This window comes from Sessilibacter corallicola (assembly GCF_021290925.1).
GTDB lineage: Bacteria > Pseudomonadota > Gammaproteobacteria > Pseudomonadales > Cellvibrionaceae > Sessilibacter > Sessilibacter corallicola.
Map to the genome: position 1 here is coordinate 676552 of NZ_JAJSLX010000001.1, position 20701 is coordinate 697252.

General features: G+C 39.6%; 18 protein-coding genes. 8 read left to right on the forward strand and 10 right to left on the reverse strand.

Annotated features, from left to right (window positions below; translation table 11 throughout):
* Positions 1-903 precede the first annotated feature (903 nt).
* The 3 genes from LU361_RS02785 to LU361_RS02795 form a co-directional block, all read right to left on the reverse strand.
* Positions 904-1575 carry a hypothetical protein gene (locus tag LU361_RS02785; RefSeq protein ID WP_233086789.1) on the reverse strand — a complete coding sequence of 224 codons (672 nt, stop codon included), beginning with the start codon at positions 1573-1575 and terminating at the stop codon, positions 904-906.
* A gap of 396 nt (positions 1576-1971) precedes the next feature.
* Positions 1972-2811, reverse strand: coding sequence for an SDR family NAD(P)-dependent oxidoreductase (locus tag LU361_RS02790; RefSeq protein WP_233086790.1), 840 nt, complete (start codon positions 2809-2811; stop codon positions 1972-1974).
* 331 nt (positions 2812-3142) lie between these two features.
* Entirely contained in the window at positions 3143-4642 is a 1500-nt protein-coding gene (locus tag LU361_RS02795) for a malonate decarboxylase subunit alpha (RefSeq protein ID WP_233086791.1), read from the reverse strand.
* Between the two features lie 816 nt (positions 4643-5458).
* On the opposite strand from LU361_RS02795, the gene LU361_RS02800 reads away from it, so the two are divergent.
* The 8 genes from LU361_RS02800 (at position 5459) to LU361_RS02835 (ending at position 12823) form a co-directional block, all read left to right on the forward strand.
* Entirely contained in the window at positions 5459-7030 is a 1572-nt protein-coding gene (locus LU361_RS02800; RefSeq protein ID WP_233086792.1) for an FAD/NAD(P)-binding protein, read from the forward strand.
* Between the two features lie 274 nt (positions 7031-7304).
* Complete coding sequence (locus LU361_RS02805) at positions 7305-8510, forward strand: MFS transporter (protein WP_233086793.1); 1206 nt, start codon at positions 7305-7307, stop codon at positions 8508-8510.
* Positions 8511-8622: 112 nt separating this feature from the next.
* On the forward strand, positions 8623-9402 hold the full coding sequence (locus LU361_RS02810) for a hypothetical protein (protein WP_233086794.1): 780 nt from the start codon (positions 8623-8625) through the stop codon (positions 9400-9402).
* Between the two features lie 291 nt (positions 9403-9693).
* Complete coding sequence (locus tag LU361_RS02815) at positions 9694-10488, forward strand: DODA-type extradiol aromatic ring-opening family dioxygenase (RefSeq protein ID WP_233086795.1); 795 nt, start codon at positions 9694-9696, stop codon at positions 10486-10488.
* Between the two features lie 154 nt (positions 10489-10642).
* The gene (locus LU361_RS02820; protein ID WP_233086796.1) at positions 10643-11386 is read left to right on the forward strand and encodes an alpha/beta fold hydrolase; all 744 of its coding nucleotides are present in this window, start codon (positions 10643-10645) and stop codon (positions 11384-11386) included.
* Positions 11387-11532: 146 nt separating this feature from the next.
* Entirely contained in the window at positions 11533-11760 is a 228-nt protein-coding gene (locus tag LU361_RS02825; RefSeq protein WP_233086797.1) for a hypothetical protein, read from the forward strand.
* A 156-nt stretch (positions 11761-11916) separates the two neighbouring features.
* Positions 11917-12465, forward strand: a complete 549-nt coding sequence (locus LU361_RS02830) for a YbhB/YbcL family Raf kinase inhibitor-like protein (RefSeq protein WP_233086798.1) — start codon at positions 11917-11919, stop codon at positions 12463-12465.
* Positions 12466-12580: 115 nt separating this feature from the next.
* Positions 12581-12823, forward strand: coding sequence for a hypothetical protein (locus LU361_RS02835; protein WP_233086799.1), 243 nt, complete (start codon positions 12581-12583; stop codon positions 12821-12823).
* 60 nt (positions 12824-12883) lie between these two features.
* On the opposite strand, the gene LU361_RS02840 is transcribed toward LU361_RS02835, so the two are convergent.
* The 7 genes from LU361_RS02840 to cysK form a co-directional block, all read right to left on the reverse strand.
* Positions 12884-13465 carry an O-methyltransferase gene (locus LU361_RS02840; protein ID WP_233086800.1) on the reverse strand — a complete coding sequence of 194 codons (582 nt, stop codon included), beginning with the start codon at positions 13463-13465 and terminating at the stop codon, positions 12884-12886.
* Between the two features lie 12 nt (positions 13466-13477).
* Positions 13478-14188 carry a sulfite exporter TauE/SafE family protein gene (locus LU361_RS02845; RefSeq protein ID WP_233086801.1) on the reverse strand — a complete coding sequence of 237 codons (711 nt, stop codon included), beginning with the start codon at positions 14186-14188 and terminating at the stop codon, positions 13478-13480.
* Positions 14189-14220: 32 nt separating this feature from the next.
* Positions 14221-14751, reverse strand: coding sequence for a cupin domain-containing protein (locus LU361_RS02850; RefSeq protein WP_233086802.1), 531 nt, complete (start codon positions 14749-14751; stop codon positions 14221-14223).
* Between the two features lie 17 nt (positions 14752-14768).
* A complete protein-coding gene (locus LU361_RS02855) occupies positions 14769-16517 on the reverse strand; it encodes an FAD/NAD(P)-binding protein (RefSeq protein WP_233086803.1) in 1749 nt (582 codons plus the stop codon).
* A gap of 65 nt (positions 16518-16582) precedes the next feature.
* Complete coding sequence (locus LU361_RS02860) at positions 16583-17854, reverse strand: pyridoxal phosphate-dependent aminotransferase (RefSeq protein WP_233086804.1); 1272 nt, start codon at positions 17852-17854, stop codon at positions 16583-16585.
* The gene (locus LU361_RS02865) at positions 17847-18641 is read right to left on the reverse strand and encodes an iron-containing redox enzyme family protein (protein WP_233086805.1); all 795 of its coding nucleotides are present in this window, start codon (positions 18639-18641) and stop codon (positions 17847-17849) included. Before LU361_RS02865 ends, LU361_RS02860 begins: the two co-directional genes overlap by 8 nt.
* Before the next feature lie 635 nt (positions 18642-19276).
* A complete protein-coding gene (gene cysK / locus LU361_RS02870; protein ID WP_233086806.1) occupies positions 19277-20239 on the reverse strand; it encodes a cysteine synthase A in 963 nt (320 codons plus the stop codon).
* Positions 20240-20701 lie beyond the last annotated feature (462 nt).

Genomic DNA, 20701 nt, shown 5'->3' on the forward strand with positions numbered 1-20701 from the left:
ATAAAAAATCCAACAAAAAGTGGGTAAGAAATCTAACGGTTTTCCTACAGTCATCCAGCTCATCTCGCCAAGGCAATTGCGACCTTTAATCACAGATCATTTACTGTGCATTGACCAAATCATTCAAACACGCAACCTCACCCTATTAACAGTTTTTGGGGACCTAATCCGTCGCTTAGCTTTGAACAGCATTACCCGCCATAGCTACAAATTGATTGCTACTGAAGATTGATACTGAAGATTGATACTGAAGATCAATACTGACGATTAACCTCGATCATTCAAAAAATAGAAAAAGAAAAACCACAAAAAATAATCGTTCAAAAATATCTGAATCCTGTCATATATACTGACCTCTCCAATTGATGGATCAATATCTCTATGACCACTTCTAATATCCCTTTTAATAGAACTCCCAAATTCAAATGTTAAAAGTAATGAAAGTCTTAAGCGGGATATCTGACAGGTAAAAATGACAGTAATGACAGCATCTCTTTGATCAAATCTCGAAATCAATATTGAAGAACTTTTTATTACTTAAAAATGGGATGCTTAAGGATGAAATCGCAACGGGATATTCAAATGCAGTACTGGTAGAAAAAGTAACCGCAGGCAGTTGATAGTTTAATTGGAAGGCAATTGTAGGAAATGGTCTAGATCAGTGCGTTGATTATTGACTCTAAAATTATCAAGAAGGCAATATTTTAGAACGGTAACAGAAACACTAAAAATATTTATCTTACGGCTTTTAATAGTGGTACTAAAATAACCACTGAAAACCGTTACATAGGTTCGCAAAAAATCCCAGTAAATTACTCGGAGACTCTAAACTTAAATAAAAAAGATACACAGTATCATTTGGCTAAAGTAACTTGGCATTGACGATCGTAATCAATGCACTATTTATTTTTGATTCAATGTATTAATTTTTTCTAAATTGTGCTCGAACAGTATTTGAAATGAATCAACCCACACTTGCTCAACCGTGGCACCATCTTTCTTTATCTGTTCAAAATTTGCCGTGGGTAAGGTTTTTGAATCAGGTATCGAATCGGGGAAATTTAACTCAACGAAATTATCGTTCAAAGTAATGACGAGATTAATCTTAGCCATTACCTGTTCCTGGTTACCCTTAACCGTAGTAAAGCCTGTCTCTTTAAATTCAAATATTACAGGTTTCTTAGATGACTCAATTGCTTTAAGAAAAAGTGCCGAATCTTTCTTATTTAATAAGCTCGTTTTATTTATTGCTTGGTCGACGTACGATTTTATGAGCGTTTGAAATTCGCTGGTTTCTTTTCCATCTAAAGCCGATTGCGTAATTTCTTTGGAGATACCTTCATCAATTGCAACTCCTACAGCAATGCCCGCAGGTCCCATTGCAGACATGAGCATAAAACCAGCGCTACTGCCTTTTCCTTCAAAAGAAAATTTAGATTTTTCTAGCTTAATTTCGTAATCAGTGGCCTTGAGAGAAGTTTTCTCAAAAGTGGTAGTACAACCTGCTAACACACCAATTAGAACGATCGATAAAAAATGCAATGTAAAAAATTTTCTACAGACGCCACCAATCATTAACTAACCGCTCTTAAATCAATACAACTATTTAGTACAACTATCTAGTGACAAACTGCACCATAAACTCTCACAATGTTTTTCATTTCATTAGATTAACCTGTCAAAGTTCATATTTTGTTAACGCTCAGACACAAGACAATAAAAATTAGGCATTTTAATTGGCATTTATTATTTAGAAAGTGAATAAAAGAAGACAGCGTTAGAAAACGATTCGTCACTACCAATCAATTGGTAAGGAACACAAATAACAAAGCAATTAGATTATTTATCAATCGACAACGGTAACAGGAAAGAAAGAGAAAGGAGAAAGGGAAGAAATTTCAATGCAAGGAAGGTTTACTGTATCCAACAGGCAGCTCAAGACTGCCTGCGGATAATTCAGGCAAAAACAGATTAATTTGCCTTGGCAGCAGCACCAGATTTTGCAGCTCTGCGGCCGTATACAGCAATCGCGCGGTCGATTAAGAAACCGAACAATTTAACCGGCGCCCAACGTGGCAACAATCGGTTTTCCCACGCATAAAATTTATTCAGAAGACCGGATACGTTTGAAGATCTCTTACCCAGACTGTTCAAACCGCAACGAGCAACGTCAGCAGGCTTTTGAGCAATCATAGGCAATTGTGAAAAATCGATCGCCATATTTTGAGAGAAAGGTGTATCCGTTAAGCCTGGTGACAATACTGTCAAATCAATACCCTTTGACTTAAGCTCAACGTTCAAAGATTCACCCAAAATTAAGATATAAGATTTGCTCGCCGCGTAAGCTGCAAAATTTGGGATACCTTGATAAGCAAATAAACTAGAAACCAAAATGATACCCGAATGCTTTCTGCCTTCCATTTTCTTGGCGAAAACGTGGGTCAACTCGGTTGGGGATTTAACGTTAAGATCTAACATTTTATCGATAGAAGCGTAGTCTTTCTCAACAAAACGCCCCATTTCGTCAACGCCGGCACAAGGGATAACCAAACCTACGTCCAGATCGGCAACACCTTTAGCTAAGGTTTGTACCGCGTATGGCTCCAACAAATCCAATGCAACCGGGCGTACTTCAATATTAGCTTCGGCTTTTAAGGTGTTTGCTAATTCATCCAACAAAGGTTGACGTCTAGCAACAAGTACTAAGTTAAAGCCTTCTTTCGCCAATAATTTTGCAAATTCTTGACCGATACCCGAATTCGCTCCGGTAATTACCGCCCAAGAACCGTATTTATCTAACAATCTGGACATTTTGCTCTCCTAGATAGAAATTCATTCGTCGAGGTTGATCACTACATGACGCCTCAACGATAAGTAACCCTCAATATGATTTTTTGAAGGTTATCATGATCAAAAATCATTCTCAACGTAAAACCTTCTATAGTGACTATTATTGGTTACCTGTGGTATGGGCGCGGCGTACTTATCGGTCAGTCGTCGATTACGTTAAAAAAATTTCATAAAAAAAGCGCACTAGCTTCACACTAGTACGCTTTTCAGGTTTCGCCAATTACCGACTATTACACTTATAATTCGGTCAGTGACGCATTTTTATTTCGATTGCTGAAATACCGTAACAAACCTACCCTTCAATACTCATCAATTTCAGATCAGATGAAACATTAAATGCACAATCCATTACCGCTTGTAAGTCTTCCACATTGATGCCCGGTGCAATCTCGATTAACTCCAAAGCACAATTTTTCAACTGGAATACTGCACGTTCGGTAATAAATAAAACAGTTCTGTTGCTAAAATTACCGGAACTGGAACTAAATGTAATTTGTTCAACAACGTCGACAAACTTACGCGTAGCACCTTCCTGAAGAATTTTTAACTCACCATTTTCGACGGCGACCTTAAGGCCACCTGTAGTAAAGGTACCGCAAAAACACAGGTTTTTCGCAGACTGAGAAATATTTACGAAGCCGCCAGCGCCCGGCATACGCTTGCCGAATCGGCTCACGTTTACGTTTCCTTGTTGATCCGCTTGCGCAAATCCAAGGAAAGAAATTGCAATGCCGCCGCCATCATAAATATTAAATAATTCAGACTGCTCCATCATTGCGTCTGGATTTGTTGAAGCACCAAACGATAAATCGCTTTCAGGGTTACCACCGATAACACCCGATTCAATGGTTAATGCAAATTTACCATCGTCATTTAGTCGCATTTGCTCACCAATTAATGCAGGAATTCCAATTCCCAAATTGACGCAACCACCGTCAATCTCGTTCAGAACCTTCATACCACGGCGAACGATAATTGACTTTGCAAGGTCGATAGTTTCTGAAGCCGAAGCGGCTGCATCACTTGCCTGAGCCAGCGCGCGACCATAAGTTTGTGGGTGATCTTTTTCTTCGGCGATAACAACGTAATCTACTAAAAATCCAGGGATTTTCACGTAATAAGGGTTGAGTGATTTTCGCTTAACCACTTCTTTTACTTGAACAATTACGATACCGCCAGAGTTCTTGGCAGCTTGCGCTTGCGCCAGAGAATCCATGTAAGACACTTCGTCTTCAAACGAAATATTTCCGTCTTCGTCTGCTTTTGTCCCGCGCAATAGCGCAACATCAATTTTTTGCGAAGGATAAAGTAAGTAGCGCTCCCCTTTAATCATCAGCTCTTCAACGAGAGAATCTGATTTTTCGCGAGTGAAAGCACCACCTTCGATATTGGGATCAGCAAACGTGTTGATACCAACTTGCGTAATGACGCCCAGAGAGCCGCGCGCAATTTCCTTAAACAAGTTACTGACCACACCTTGCGGCCAGTTATGGGCCTTTACCTCACCAGATAAACCCATTGCCGTTAGCTTAGGATTTAACGCCCAAAAGCCACCAATAGCTTGATTAACTAAGCCTGGGTAGGCCAAGCGATCCAATCCGTTTCCTGACTTATCGCCTGCACCAGAGGCAAATAACAAGTTAATTTTTTCCGGCTTGCCGGTTTCAACAAACCGCGCTTCGATGGCTCTGGTTAACATATCACCATGACCACAACTGCCAAAACCACCAGGAATTATAGTCGCACCATCTTGAATTAATTCAGCAGCTTGCTCTGTACTGATAATTTCCACCTTTACCTCCGAAGCGTATTTATATATTTAGAATTGGTTGATTACGATATAAAACGAGCAAATAGAAAATTGCTGTAGGACTCGATATTAAATATTTAATATTTAATCCAGGTAAAATAAAAATAACATATTCGAGACACTGAACTCATTTTATAAATTTGTGACGATTAGACTGTATCAAAAAAATATTGAATGTTTTTTAATACAACCTACTTGATAAGTGGATTCATGTTACTCGTTATTATTAGCCCTTGACGATACACAAACTACTAATGTCTCGCTGTATAGTAAGATTTCACAAGTGAATACTAATAAAAACCTAACACTTGGTATTTAGACTTAACTATAAGCACATTCTTAAACATTAATAGACATTTATCAAAAACTGAGCGGTTTTATTTTATTTCTACTTTTAAACACTGTGTGTACAAAAATAGAATCACCTTTCAGTCTCTTAAGTCGTACTAGTAGTGCTCTGCTGCATGAACGAGGTTATCTCATCTCCGAATAGTTACTCGCTTAATTAATCACAATTCTATTAAGCGTGACCAAATTCACACAGATTTGCATAACCGCCTAAATATTTTTTTAACAGTTATACAATAGAATCCCCGCCAATTCGAGGTTCTATTATTAAACACACCCGTATTCTATCTGCAAATAGATGTGTCCTTTTATTCGCGGATAAGCTGTAACTAGTGCTTTAACAACTGCAGTCAATTTACGCTTGGCGAGCATTTGGAACTAGAAATAAAAAATAATTCGAAATTAAACAAACTAAACAAATTTTAAAGAATCTAGCATAGGAAGAGTAATATGGAAAAGGTCATCACCGTAGTCGGTGGGGGTGCAACAGCGCTTTCTTTTTTAGACAGCTTCATCACAGAAAAAACCAATAACCCAGAAAGTCAGTCAGCTACTATTTATGTTATCGAAAAACAAGACTACTTCGGGCCAGGTGTTGCGTATAACGAAGACAGTGCATCAAATATCTTAAACACTAAAGCTGGATATATTTCTGCGTTTGCTAATAAACCAGGTGACTTCTTTGACTGGTTACATTCAAACCCGGATCTTTGGGAAGACCGTTTCCCAGGTTATTCTGCGACAGAAGACAGCTATGCACCGCGTCCTCTGTTTGGTATGTATTTACAACACTCTTTTGCGAAAGTTGTTAAAAATGCAACCCAGAAAAATATCAAGGTCGTACAAATTAACGCAGAAGCGGTTGACGTATCTAAAGTAGGTAAATCTTACGTCACCAAAACCAGCTGTAGTTTGAACATCACCTCCGACCTAGTCTTAATGGCTTGCGGAACCATTCCAAATTCAAAAATTGAATCACCAGCAACGTTAGGTTCTGTGGTTTCAAATCCGTACCCTGTATGTAAGCTAACTAAGTACGTTAAAAAAGAACAACCAATTGCAATCATTGGTGCGCGATTGAGTGCAATCGATGCAGTTGTTGCTTTGGTAGAAGAAGGGCACGAAGGTGAAATTCACGTCTACTCACGCAGTGGCTTCTTCCCTTCTATTCGCGGAACACAAGGTCGCTTCGCAACTAAATATCTGAACAACGAATATTTAGATACTTTCCTTGCAGAAAACCCAGTGATTTCACTCGACGATATCATCACCATGGTTTCTAAAGATTTAGAATACTATTTCGAGTGCAACCCTGATCACGAGCGAGAAGAAATTCCTCTACCGCCTAAAGCACCAAACTCCATCGAAGAGTTTATCGAACATGAGTTAGCAATGGCTAAGAAGCCTCGCGGTTGGCAAGCTGTTCTATATTCAACCAACGCAATCATCGAGCGTCTATGGCTTGCTCTTAAGCAAGAAGACAAAGAGAAGTTCTTGGCTGAATACTTCGCGACCTTCATGTCTTACCGTGTTTCTATTCCAAGTGAAAACGGTGAGCGCATTCTTAACTACATCAAGTCTGGTCAAGTTAAGTTCTTCAGCGGTGATAGCCGAGTATCAAAAGAATACGGCTCTATGCCAGTTGTTGCGCAAAATGTTGACGGCGAAGAAATTCAACGTGAGTACGGTTACGTAGTCTACGCTACAGGCTCTCCAAAAGACCCAATGAAGAGTGACTCTAAGCTTATTCGTAACTTGGTTTCTCGTGGCGATGTTCAACCGCAACAATTCGGCGGTATTGAAATTGACACCGATACTTACCAAGTGACTACAAGCACAGGTGCAATTCACGAAGGTCTATACGCTTCGGGTGAACTAACCGTTGGTAACTTCTTCTTCACCAGTGCTATGGATATTATTGTTCGCCACGCAATGAAATCTGCGAAATCAATTTTTGAGCAAAACTTCATTGCTTCGCACGAGCCTTCTGAAGAATTACCTGTTAGCCAAGCCAATGGCTAATTAAAAGGTAAATTAAAAATTAAGTGCTTCCTCTTTTTTTGAGAGGAAGCACTTTTTTTATGTTGGAAATAGTTATAATACCAGCTTCATGAGAGACACATAAATATAAACAATAATGGCCACAATAATTCCGACATAATTTTCTAGTTTAATATCAGCAAATTCAAAATTAGTTTTTCTTCAAATTTCAATATTTAATCAGCGACCTATTTTCACAGCCGCTTCGTCATTGCATTGCGCATTAATTACTTTTTTTTAATTTAGCATTATCAATATGAGTTTAACGCATCAAATCAATAACAATATTTGGTTTGCACGCTGGATTGGCTTCAGCGCAACCTTTATTGGTATTGGCATTAGCCGCATGTCATTTACTCCTCTTGCGGCCACAGCTGTAGAGTTGGAAATTTTTCCGAAAGAAGCAACCACAATTATTGGTGCCGCTCTAATGCTGGGTTACGTTACCGGAGCAATTGTGGCTGGTCCAATGATCAAACGCTTAGGCATTTTGATGTCTTTACGTGTTTGCTTCATTGTTGCTTTACTGTGTCAGGTCATTGAGATGATCGACCTTTCTGTTTTCACTTGGCAATTTACCCGCTTCTTTTATAACGCAGCCGGCGGAGCTTTGATGGTTACTGGGCCGGTCTTAGCAGTAAGTAAAGGAACCAGTACCCAAAAAGCAAAAACCCCACTTTGGTCTTTTGTAGGTATTGGTATTGGCGCAATGGTTTCTGCAACATTTATGTTGTTACCATTAAATTTATTGCAGCAGCAACAATTACTATCGGTTGTTGTTTTTGCCTCAGTCGGATTTAACCTTTTTTTACTTTCGCATATTACGTACGAACAAAAAAAATCAACGGGAAAAGCCAACCTACCCGCCGCAGCCTATTGTGTCATTGCAGGCTACGCTATGGCTGCAGCCTGCTTTGTTCCTGGTAGTGTGTATTTAAGTGATTATGCAGCTAACGAATTAAAATGGGGAAGCCAAGAAGGTAGTACTTTATGGCTTTTTTTTGGAATTGGGGGTTTATTATCCACACCGTTAATTTCTAAAATATATCCAAGATACTTAAATGGCTCAGCGTTAGCCGTTTTATTCTCATCGAAGGTAATTGCGTTAACAATATTTTCATTTTTCCCAAATAAATTTGCTTTCTATATAGCCGCTCTTTTGAGTGGGTTTGGGTTACCTAATATTGTTTTATTAACTTCGAATTGGCTGCGAGAAAATTTATCACAGGATCAATTTTCATCAGCTTGGCAGATTGCCACAATGTGCTTTTCCTCCGGACAGGCTGTTAGTGCGTTAATTCTTGCTTTTATTTTTGACTGGGTAGAGGTTTATCAAACTCTATTTGTCGTTGCCTTAGGCTTTGTATTAATAGGGCTAACCTTAGTGAATGCAAGATTTTTATTTCCTGTCGGACAAAATTCGGAAGATATAAGTACACCATTAAATCAACAAGCCAGCTGAAGACCGAATAAATAAAATATCTATTTTATTTAAAATAAAGATGTTTAAACATCTAAATAACGTAAGACATAACCACAAAAAACAAACTTTAATGAAACTCAAGGAGCTAGATATGTTTCAAAAGACTCTTGCTAAAGTAGGCAAATCGCTTTTAGCGGTTGCTGTTGCTTCAACTGTTGCTACTGCTGCTGACGCTCGTAACGATCTTCCAAGTCACGGTGAACTACGTCGTGCACTTAAAACTGTTGTAGGCGCTGAAGTAAATGGTGGTGCAGGTCTAGAATTCTGGGCAGTAATCGTTGACCGTGACAACGTTGTTCGCACTGTTGTTTTCTCTGGTGATGATCGTTCTTCTCAACTTCCAATTGGTCGTGTTGTAACTACTGCGAAAGCAACTACTGTTAACGCACTTAGCCTAGAAAACTTCGTTGTTTCAAACCCACAATTGTCACAACCAACTCTACGTAACGGCTTGTTCCAAAACCTTCCAGATGCATTCCCAGTTTCTGACGCTGGTTTCCGCGGCCCAGCTCGTTTATTCGGTACCCGTAAAGACCCAATGATCGGTCGCATCCAAGGTGGTGCTACTGCTCTAGGTGGTGGTTTGGCTCTATTCAACGACGACGGTGAAGTTATCGGCGGATTAGGCATCGGTGGTGAAGTTCACCCATGTGCTGACCACAATGCTGCATGGATCCTACGTGACATGCTAGGTCTAGATAACCTTCCTCCAGGCATTGGTTTCTCTGAAACTGGCGACGACAACATCGTTCACGATCTAGACGAAAACGGCGTAAGTGCTAGCGGTTTCGGTACTGTTGAATGTTCTCCTGAAGCAACTGCTATCAGTGCGGCATTGCCAACTATTTACCCAATTGGCCCTAACTACTAATTCAAACTTAGTAGTTAAACTCACGACTGCTTAACTGTTTATTAGCACACAAATTTAATAAATAGTTTTTCCTTTGGTCTCTTTCCCTGTGAGACCAAAGGATTTTTTAACCCCCTTCCATCAAAATTTCTGATCAAGAAACTCTATTCATTTCCACCGTTCTTGCAACTCTTTGATTTTTATAGCAATAATTTTTGCTGCTTGTTGTGCCTTAATCAGTACTTATTCAAGTAATTTCGATAAGCATTTATGATTTAAATCCACATCTATTTGCTAATCCAGGATTTTAAAATGGCCATATCGACTCTGTTTATTTCCCACGGCGGAGGACCGCTCCCATTATTAGGCGATCGCCGTCATGAGGGACTGATTCATAATATGCGAGAGGCTGCAGAAATTATTGAAAAACCCGACGCCATTATTGTGGTAAGTGCACACTGGGAAGAAAAGCTTTTTAAAATTACGTCTTCGTTAAATCCTGAATTAATTTATGATTACTACGGCTTTCCTGAAGAGTCATACCAAATAAAATATCCCGTACAGGGCAACCCGCAATTAGCACAAACCCTACACCAACAATTGACGGAAAATAATTTAGCTTCAGAATTAGACGCAAATCGAGGACTCGACCACGGTGTTTTTGTACCTCTGAAAATAATGTTTCCTAATGCGGATATTCCGTGTTTGCAAATTTCTATTAATACTAATTTATCGCCTGCAGAACATATTAAGTTAGGAGAGGTTTTATCCGAATTACACGATCACAATATCTTGGTATTAGGCTCAGGATTTTCCTTTCACAATATGCAAGCCTTCTATGCACCAGCAACGGGCAACAATAAAATATTAAACGAACAGTTCGACCGTTGGTTAAATGCAACCTGTACTGGCAAATACGATGGTAATGAAATAAACCGTCAGGATTTATTAGAAAACTGGGAAAAAGCACCAGGGGCTCGTTTTGCTCACCCCAGAGAAGAGCATTTATTACCATTACACGTTTGTTACGGTTGTCAAAAGCGCCCTGCCATTAAATCGTTACAATGTGATGTCTTCGGCTATAAAACGTCAAGTTTTGTCTGGTAGTACACCCGGTTATTTTAAACCTTAAGATTGGACGAAAAAGATATAAATTCTTTAAGTAACCATCATAGACATATTAATATGGTTACTTAAAATATTCTCTTAAATTGCTTGCTGCCAAAAATAACAACACTTACCAAGCTTTGAGAGAATTCTTATGTCTGAGTTACCACCCATAAAATACGGCTATGAAAACATTGAAAATATCGATATATTTTATCGAGAAGCCGGGATAGATAAGAGTAAAAAACTTCTTATACTGCAAAGATTTCCATATTCTACATCCGCCATTAATTCATTAATCAGCGAATTATCGCAAGATTTCCATGTTATTGCGCCAGATTACCCTGGATTTGGCAACAGCAGCAGACCGTCCCCCAACCTTTTCGATTACACATTCGAAAACCTAGCACTCATACTAAAAATATTCGCGAAAAGAAAAAATCTGACTAATTATGAAATCTTCATTGAAGATTCTAACCTAGAAATTGGGCAATCTTTAATTAGCATCGACGCTAAGAATATTCACGGTGTTATTATTAGTCATTCATTAAGTGACCATTCTGAAAGCATGAATGATCACGATCATTTAATAAAACAGAATTATTCGGAAAAAACGTCGTACCAAATACAAAATAACGAACTTCATTTATTTAAAAGCACTAACAATTTAGATTATGACGAAAGTCAAATCTATGACAGACTGTTTGGGCAACCAAAAGTAAACACTAAAAGCTTATTATTGAGCAATATTGAAAACGAAGGCATTTCGGTAAAAAAGTTAGGCTACAAAAAAAATAATGTAGGCATTAAAGAAACAATGCAAACTACAAAACCGTATCCCCAAATTTCTCAGCGAATTAATCATACGGATTCTCATATTTGCCTCGTGTCACCTTAATATTATAAAAAACGGACAAGGGCCAATCAGATAAGGCATAAGACAAAAAAACGCTTTCTAGAGTCCAATTGAGTTGTATTGCTTGATAGTAAATAAGGCAGTACACTCATTTTTGGACAATATTATATAATTCAAGGAGAACCCAAATGTCTATGTCTTCATTCAGTTACGAAGATCTCACTTACATCCAATCCTCACTGCAAGCCTACTCCAGCGATCTGAGCAAAGTAGAAGAATCGGACTGTGACGAAGATTACACGTTCGAAGAAGTAAAAACCGACCTTGAAAGGGTAGCCAATCTATTAGAGCGTGTTGACGGCTTTATCGAAAATTTCGGCACGGTTGATTTTTCCGTTAAATCCACCAAAGAGTAGTGAATCAAGACATTCACTGCTGGCTTGGCGCGCGAGTTAACCACAAAAACCAATAAATAAGGGGCAATAGACAGTTATTCACTCCCCTACCCTGGTAGAATTATCAACATTGTTGTAAAACATAAAATATTCGATACTATATATAGAGAATTTGTTATGTATAAACGTCTTCTTGTCGGTACGTTAAGCCTATTTTCATCTTTTTCTGTACTTGCTGGTTCCCTAACCCTTACCAGTGAAGACATTAAAAATGGCGAGTCGATGAGCAAAGCTCAAGAATTCACAGGTTTCGGCTGTGAAGGTGGAAACACCTCGCCACACCTCTCGTGGTCCAACCCTCCTCAAGGCACAAAAAGCTTTGCGTTAACCGTATTTGATCGAGACGCACCTACCGGCAGCGGTTGGTGGCATTGGCAGGTAGTCAATATTCCAGCGAATGTTCAGGAATTAGCGCAAGGCGCTGGCAGTTCGACGAACACAATGCCCAAGGGCAGCCAGCAAATCGAAAACGACTACGGCATTAAGGAATTCGGCGGCGCCTGCCCACCAGTAGGACACGGCGTTCACCATTACACGTTTAAACTTCACGCCTTAAAAGTTGAGAAATTAGAACTGCCAGAGAATGCATCGTCAGCCTTAGCAGGTTTTATGATCAACGCCAATACCATCGAGTCCGCAACTATTGAAGCCTTGTACGAACGATAACCGCACGAATTAGCACGTTCAGACAAAAGAAAAAATCCAAGAAAAGATCGTCGAAAGCTCTGATTAATGCAGAGCTTTCGCTCTTTATACCCTCGTTACAGCCACTAAGATAAATATGATTACTATCGAAAAAGACTCAAAAGCTGAAGAAATTTTTATTCATGCAACGCCAGAAGACCTCAGAGAATTCGCAAAAAAACTCTGGGCTATATCTGAAAAAGCTGACACCAAAGGTAAGCACAAAGAGCAGCTAACGACAAAACGAGATGCAGATGTTTTCTTATCTACTGAACTGCAGAGTGAGCCTCAAAAACATAGCATTATCAAAAAATTAACAATTTCCAGCCGTATTAAATAAAAACGCTATATCAAGCGGCTGTGGTCATAGGGAACAGCCGCCAGAAACGGCGATACACTATCAATGTTTATACGCTAAAAACTCACCCTTTCCGACTGTCAAAAGGCTGCAAGTAAACTCAGGGTTATTGTTGAAAGCGGTCATTACCGAGTCGAATTCATTGCGGTGTGAAATAGCATTATCAAAAATAATCAATCCACCCGATGCCGTTAATCTAATAATATCTTTTAACAATGGCTCGTAGATATCTCTGTCGGAATCCAGAAATACAATATCAAAGCGCTTTTCCATTCGTGGCAGTAATTCCATTGCTTCACCAGCGACAATTTCAATACGCTCATTTAAGCCCGATTCGAGAAAGTTAGCTTTTGCCTCTTTAATTTTATTCTCGTTTCTTTCAATGGTAGTAATGCAACCACCTTCACTCATAGACGCCGCAAACCACAGCGTTGAGTAACCATTGGATGTGCCCACTTCTAAGATATTTTTAGGTTTAATAAGCTTAACTAAAACCGAGAAAAGTTCACCCGTATCTCGGGTTATATTAAGATATTTCTTTTTTCTGTCAGAGACTTCTTCATCATTTTGAATACCGAGAAGCTCCAGACGTATCATGAGTTCGTTAAATTGAGTACTTTGCACAATATCACCTTGTTATAAGTGAGTTGCCACAATGTAGCCGCCAAGTAGCAATAGAGAAAAAAAGAAGATCCGCTGGAACAATTGTACGGAAATAAAGCTGCGTATTTTTCCACCAATCATCATGCCGATAATGGCAGGAACCAAGGCAATTAAGGAAATTGCTCCGGTAGAAATTGTTAAGATATTCATCCAAAAGAGACCAATGCTTAACCCCAAAGAAGAACACGTAAATAGTATTCCCATTGCTTGGATAAGCTTGTCTTTTGGTAAACCAACCGATTGCAGATAAAAAACGCCAGGGACGGCAGAAGATCCGGTTAGGCCGGTAAAAACACCGTTGGCAATACCTAATGTAAATCCGGCTGTGGGCTCCCAGCGTTTATCAATAGAAAGCGTAATTTTGGTTAAACCCAACGCCGCATAGGAAAACAGAAGCAAGCCCAACACCAAAGACATATTCGCCGGATTGACTTGTAAAGCCAGCCAACAACCTAACGCGATTGACACCGTCGCAGCGAGAAAAAAGTGCCAATGGTCGTGCCACAATAACTTACCGTGACTACCGCTGACGGCCTGATAAAAATTGGTTATTAATGCAGGTAAGGCCACCATTGCCATCGCTGAATGAATACCGGTTAACGCAGTTAGTATTCCCAAAACAACCGGTGGCAGGCCTAAGCCCACCACACCTTTGATTGTGCCGGCAAAAATAAATACCAGCATAATTATAACGATGGTTGAAATTTGATAATCTATCAAGCAGTCTCTAGCTCCAAACCCGGAAATTCCGCCTCAACACCATTTTTTACAAAACACCGCAACCCAGCTATTACATCTCCGACTTCTTCGGCATCTAACACGTCGGGTTTCTTGTTTGAAAATTGCGCAGCAACATTAAGAATATCACTCTTTCTATCTTCAATATAGACAGCTTTACTGGGCTCGTTAACTTTATGAATATTTTGTAGGCTTTCTTCTAATTGGCTACTGTTACTTGCAAACTCTATATCAAAAGAACCAAGTTGTAACAAAATATAACGGCTGCGCTCACCAACACTCATGCCGTTAGCAAAACGGTGCTTTATACACGACGGAATTTGAAAAGTTTGACCTTCAACAATATGGTAAATCTTTTGAAGATCCGGTAGTTCAATATCGATCGCGCCCTTAGCGCAATATATCATATCTGAAACAGTATGATGGTAGTGGTACGACACCGATTGATGATCTAAATTAAATAAACTGACTCGAATACCATCTTCGTAATAAAACTCTTTCATTTCCATGATTTTTCCTCACGGTTTTAGTCGACAATTTCTGCTTCTGATTGTCGTACGTTGATATCATCCTGTTCGACTTTAGCGAGTTGGCTCCACTGCTCAGCCATCCACACAGCCGCCTCAACAAAAGCTGCGGAGAAGTTTCTTTCGTTTTGCCAAAAGCGAGTTAATACGCCAAAGGAAGCAATAAATTCTGAGGGCTTAACAACACCGGTTTTTGAATCGCGACACATTACTTGGTAACTGTCATAACTGTCTAGAGAGACACCGCCTGTGACGTAGTTTTCTTCTTCATACGCAATAAGCTCATCTTTTTCTAGAAGGTTTTTAACCAACTGAGAAGGATGACTGTGCAGATTAAAACTTTGACCAGAGGCATAAATGACAGCGTCAATTGGAATGTAGGTATATCCGCTCTCGTTTAAATAACTCAATTCAAAGCCATTATCGCTTTCAATGGGATTAGGGGAAATGTCGTAACCCATTTTTACCGATTTGAGAATTCCAGACTCAAACAACGCAATTAGCTTTTCAGCGTTACTCAATGGGATTGGTACGGCGGTTCGAATAAAATGAGTATCCAGTAATTTGTCGTACATCTGCTTTTCGGTACCACTTAAATATCGATAAAACTTCATCCGTCTTACTTTTAATAATATTGAATGAATTAAATTATTGGATACCGAACACGTTTTGTCGTAATTTAGCTTTTCAAAAGCACTGGTGAATTTTGGATTCGAAACATCCGACCAGTTTATTTCGTCGGAGGTTGCGTGCTTTAGCTCAGCATCAATTAACGACAAAATATCTTCGAGCAATAACTTATGCCCTACCGTTTTTTCCAGCTCAGTAAAGGTATCTTCTGTAAGATATTTGAATTCGTAGTCAGGCTTATCGCCGCGAACTGCCGGGAAAAAACCGCATCGGCTGCCAACAAAAATTTCTAAATGATCGCACAAGCCCGCAGGAGTAAAACCGACTATTTGCCCTTGAGTATTGTATTGGAAACTGCCATCGCTCACCAAAGACATAACCGCGTCAATTCCACTGGGCCCCATTCCTTTCACGAAAACGCGTAGTTTTCTGCCATCGGCATCGTTTAGCCACTGCTTAATGCGTCTTTTTACCCGATAAAACGGATAAGGTGAATTTAGCTCTTTAGAAGTCACCGAATTACTGGCAGAAGCAACGGTCCAGTGCCCGGTGGACAATAACACTCGATGAAAGCCATCAAGTTTAACGGGCTTACCGCTTCTTTTATTGATAATTTCTAAATAAAATTTGTTGTTATTGCGATACCCATCTGTAACCGAATAACCGTTGTATGGAACGATATCAATATTGTAATCTTTCGCTAAATCAAAATATTGATAATATCGATCTTCAAGATAATGGCCAAATAACGCTCTTGGGTAAAAGGCATCAGCATCGGGCAGCCACTCTTCTTTAGGGGTGAGTGGATGAGTCTCTTTGATTAACTCAAAGTGATTATTGATTAAAAACTCTCTGTTTTCCAACATCCAATCGTAGAAATCATTATCGTAGAGCGACATTACTCCAGCTTGGTTGTTGCATAAATGACTGGGTAATAACTCATCGTAATCGTAAGGAAAGCCTGGACCATTCTTAGACCTTTCCTCAACGGTAATAATCTCAATAGAATCGGACGAGCGCTTTGTTCTGATCAACGCTTTCACCAAATGAACCAATGCCGCGGTTCCAGAAAACCCAGTTCCAACAATACAAAATCGAAGGGGATTGGTTGATGACATAAATATTCTCTATAAGTATTGAAAACCAACCTCAAGCAATTGAGGTTGGTTTTACAGGTTAACTGTTAGAGCGAATACAAAGCCTGCTTAATTCGATCAGCCGCTTCGCCGAGCGTTTCGGCGGTTCTGCCACTATTCATGCGAATAAAATACCGCAGTTTTTGGGCATCTCCGGAAAAGTTATGACCGCCAATGGAAGCCACTTTCGCTTTATCCAAAAGAAATTGATCGGCGCTGTCATACCCCATCGCTGAAATTTTTTCAGAGTATTGTGAGATATCAGCAAAGATAAAAAAGCCACCTTCGGGAACGGTAACCGTAACGCCATCAATAGTATTCAAACGATCAACAAAACTCTGTAAATTTAATCGAGAATTGATCGCCCGTGCATTTGCGACTTCGTCCATAAAAGGTTGCATAGCGGTATGAGTTGCAATCTGAGCGTACGTCGATGCAAACGAATTAAGATTGACTTGCACCTTCGCCATCATTGCCACTGACTGAGCGTCACTGCAAATGTAACCGACACGATCACCGTGCATTCCGTAGGTTTTCCCAGGTCCGGTCACAATGGTTGTACAATCGCGCAATGCGTATTCGTCACCTTGGGCTGTTGTAATAACACACTTGGCGATGGTGTCCGGCCCGTCCAAAATATGGGATTCATAAGGGCAATCGAACAGAATTTGAATGGGCGCCTTTCCTGCTTTCGCACGCGCGCTATTGTGCTCGGCGATGACCTCTGCCAACGTCTCTTGGGCATCGGCATTGTATATTTTACCGGACGGGTTAAGGCAATCACTTAAAATGACCATTTTAGTCTTGTCTGTAATTGCCTCGGATAAAGCTTGGGCCGACAAACACGATCTAAAAAAATCTGGGATGTAAACGCCGACCATTTCTGCCCCGTGTAACTCAATCATATCGGCGTAATGAGGCCAGTTGGGCAGTGGCACAATAACTTCATCATCCGGATCGAGAAAGGTATGAAAGGCAACTGTGATCGCGCCTTTAATTCCACCCGGCGTTACCATCACCTCGGTTTCTGGATCGTACTGAATGCCCCTGAGCCGATTGACGCGTTCACTAATCGAGGTTCGTAAAAAATCGAAACCCTTAACAGGTGCGAATTCATGAATCGCCCTTGGATTACTGCTAATGTAATCTATCACGGAGGCATCGATGCGTTTATCTGCAATGTCGTCCAGCGTACCAATACTTAGATCGATTACATGTTCGCTGGATTGCGCATTGAGTTTTGCAATTTTTGCCTTTGTACCGTGAGTAATGGAATCACGCAACTTGAGTGCTGTGCGTGAAAAATTCGAGTTAGGCATACTCTTCCCCTTCAACAATCACAGTACCCGATTCTAATTTTAATGTGTTGTCGTACATTGCGTCCCACATAGACTGCTGAACTTTTAATACTTCATTTGCGCCAAAAATAATTTCATTTAAATCGTCTAGGTTTTGGCAATTGTTTTTGACGCATTGACGGGCATCCGCCGCGTGGCGTTCTTCAACACCGTTGTCGACGTGAGCGTTAAAATACACTTCAACGTCATGCTTAAAAATATCGATATCCATCTTTCTACGCGTTAATCGAAACGCCTCTCTGAATGTTGTTAACATTTGATCGGCATGGGTTTCTAACGCCATAGCAACGCCCAACATTCGCTGATACGAACTGGTAATTAAATCCAGTATTTTTTCGCGATAGGCTAGTGTTTCTGGAATAATTAATGGGCTTTTCTTCGCATCGACGACTTTTAATGGCGCAATGCCAAATTCAGTTTCGCCAAATAAATTTAAGGCATTTTCCATAAACACTTCATGGCAATGAGCCTTATTTCCCATTCCAGTTTCCTCACCCAAAATGTAAGCAAACAGAATTAGCGTATCCATATCATTGACTTCAGAAGCTCTTGCACACACGTGAGCAATACCTTTGACGGTCAACTCGGTTCGATAAAAAAAATTAGCTCGATACAATTCATAAGTATCTGGCGTCCACTTAACAGCAGTTAAATGGTTAAAATAATTATTCTTAAAAATATTGTGCTCTTCTAATGATGATAAAAATTCGTCTAACTCACGTTCACACTGATTTTTTTCAAATGACATCGCTTGTTCCTTTGAATTTATGCACTGTAATTAAATTAGGACTAGGATAAATCAACAACAAACCGACCCACCCAACGAACGGGGCAAAAAGAAAATATCAGAACTGATTTTTCGATTAAACATAAGACCAAAGTATAGGTTTACAGCTTAATTCGAAGATAAGCGAATTAACAGTATAACTTTAAAGAACAAAACCTTAATAAAAAATAAATACACTTCACATATCAATAAAAAGCATAAGGAATTAAATCAAAACAGGGAATATCAAAATATTCGGTCATGAAAAACAAATATAAACAATCAATTTTGTAAAATGTACCCTGTTCTCAATTTATAAAAAATATGATAACAACGAAGAAAATAATATAACAAAATTAAGACTCTGCTTTTGATCACTAATCAGAATCAAAACGGCCAATAGTTAATATTCGCTTTCAGACAAAAGAATTATTTATTAAATTATTTCGATAAAAATATTACCCTGCACACACTGTAATATTTTAAAAACAAAAAACGACCGCACTCAGAAAGAGAAAGAGAAAGAGAAAGAGAAAGAGAACACTATAAAAAACCCCGGATAAACAAAAAAATTATCCGAGGTTCTCAAATCACAAAAATACAAAATAGTTAATTAATTATTGAACCATTTCGTTTTCAGTAAACATACCTTCAAACAATGCAGAACTGAGGTAACGTTCACCAGAATCAGGCAGCACAACAACAATCATTTTATCGGAAAATTCAGGCTTTTCTGCTACACGCAACGCTGCACACAAAGCCGCACCACAAGAAATACCCGCTAAAATACCTTCTTTTTGCATTAGCAAGCGCGCGGTATTGATTGCCTCTTCATTGGTTACCTGCTCAACAGAGTCAACAATTTCAAGATCTAAGTTTTGCGGAACAAAACCAGCCCCAATACCTTGGATTTTATGCGGCGAAGGTTTTACTTCATCACCGTTGATGGTTTGAGTGATAACTGGGGAGTCAACCGGCTCTACCGCAACCGAGGTAATGGCTTTTCCTTTTTGCTGCTTAATATAGCGAGAAACACCCGTAATTGTTCCGCCGGTACCAACACCAGCAACAAACACATCGATTTTACCATCGGTGTCGTTCCAAATTTCTGGGCCGGTTGTTTTTTCGTGAATTTGAGGATTCGCCGGGTTTTCAAACTGCTGTAGCATTAAATGATTTTCAGGATCGCCGTCGACAATCGCTTTAGCTTTTTCGATAGCGCCTTTCATGCCTTTAGGTGGTTCGGTCAAAATAATTTCCGCCCCCAAAGCTTTCATCAATTTGCGACGCTCTAAAGACATACTGGCAGGCATCGTCAGAATTAACTTATACCCTTTACTGGCAGCCACAAAAGCCAATGCGATTCCGGTATTACCGCTGGTAGGTTCGACCAACGTCATGCCTGGTTTAAGCTTACCGCTTTCTTCAGCCGCCCAAATCATGCTTGCGCCGATTCGGCACTTAACGGAACCCGCTGGGTTACGCGATTCAATCTTCGCGTACACATTTCCGTTGGGACAGATGTTTTTCAGTCTGATCATTGGTGTATTACCAATGGATTCGGCATTATTCTCGTACATACGACCCTCTCTCTTGTTAAATGTGTCAGCGTTACTGTGGGGATCTCTGCACTGGTAGCGACCAATCCTACACTGACACGGAATTTTTAACCGGAGAGTATCAGAGCTTGGCCTTTTGTGACAAACCTATTACCCCGCTTTATTGCTATTGTCTTGATACCGTTCAGAGTGATTTGAAAATCGCCGAAATACATAGCTAAGTCGTATAACCTTATAATCAAACAATATTGTTCAAATTTAAGCAAAGGTCTGGTTATTGCTGAACATTTTCACATCACCGGTTTGCGTTGTCGGGTTATTTACATAGTTTTTTGATGGCGATATTTATCGATATTTGGTTTGCGGGAATTATCGCAGCAGCATTAATACTTAATCGTAAATTATAAATCAGGTAACTTTACTGACATTACTTCGGCGAAAAAATAAAATCGATAATTTATTATTTCACGTTTAAATTAAAAC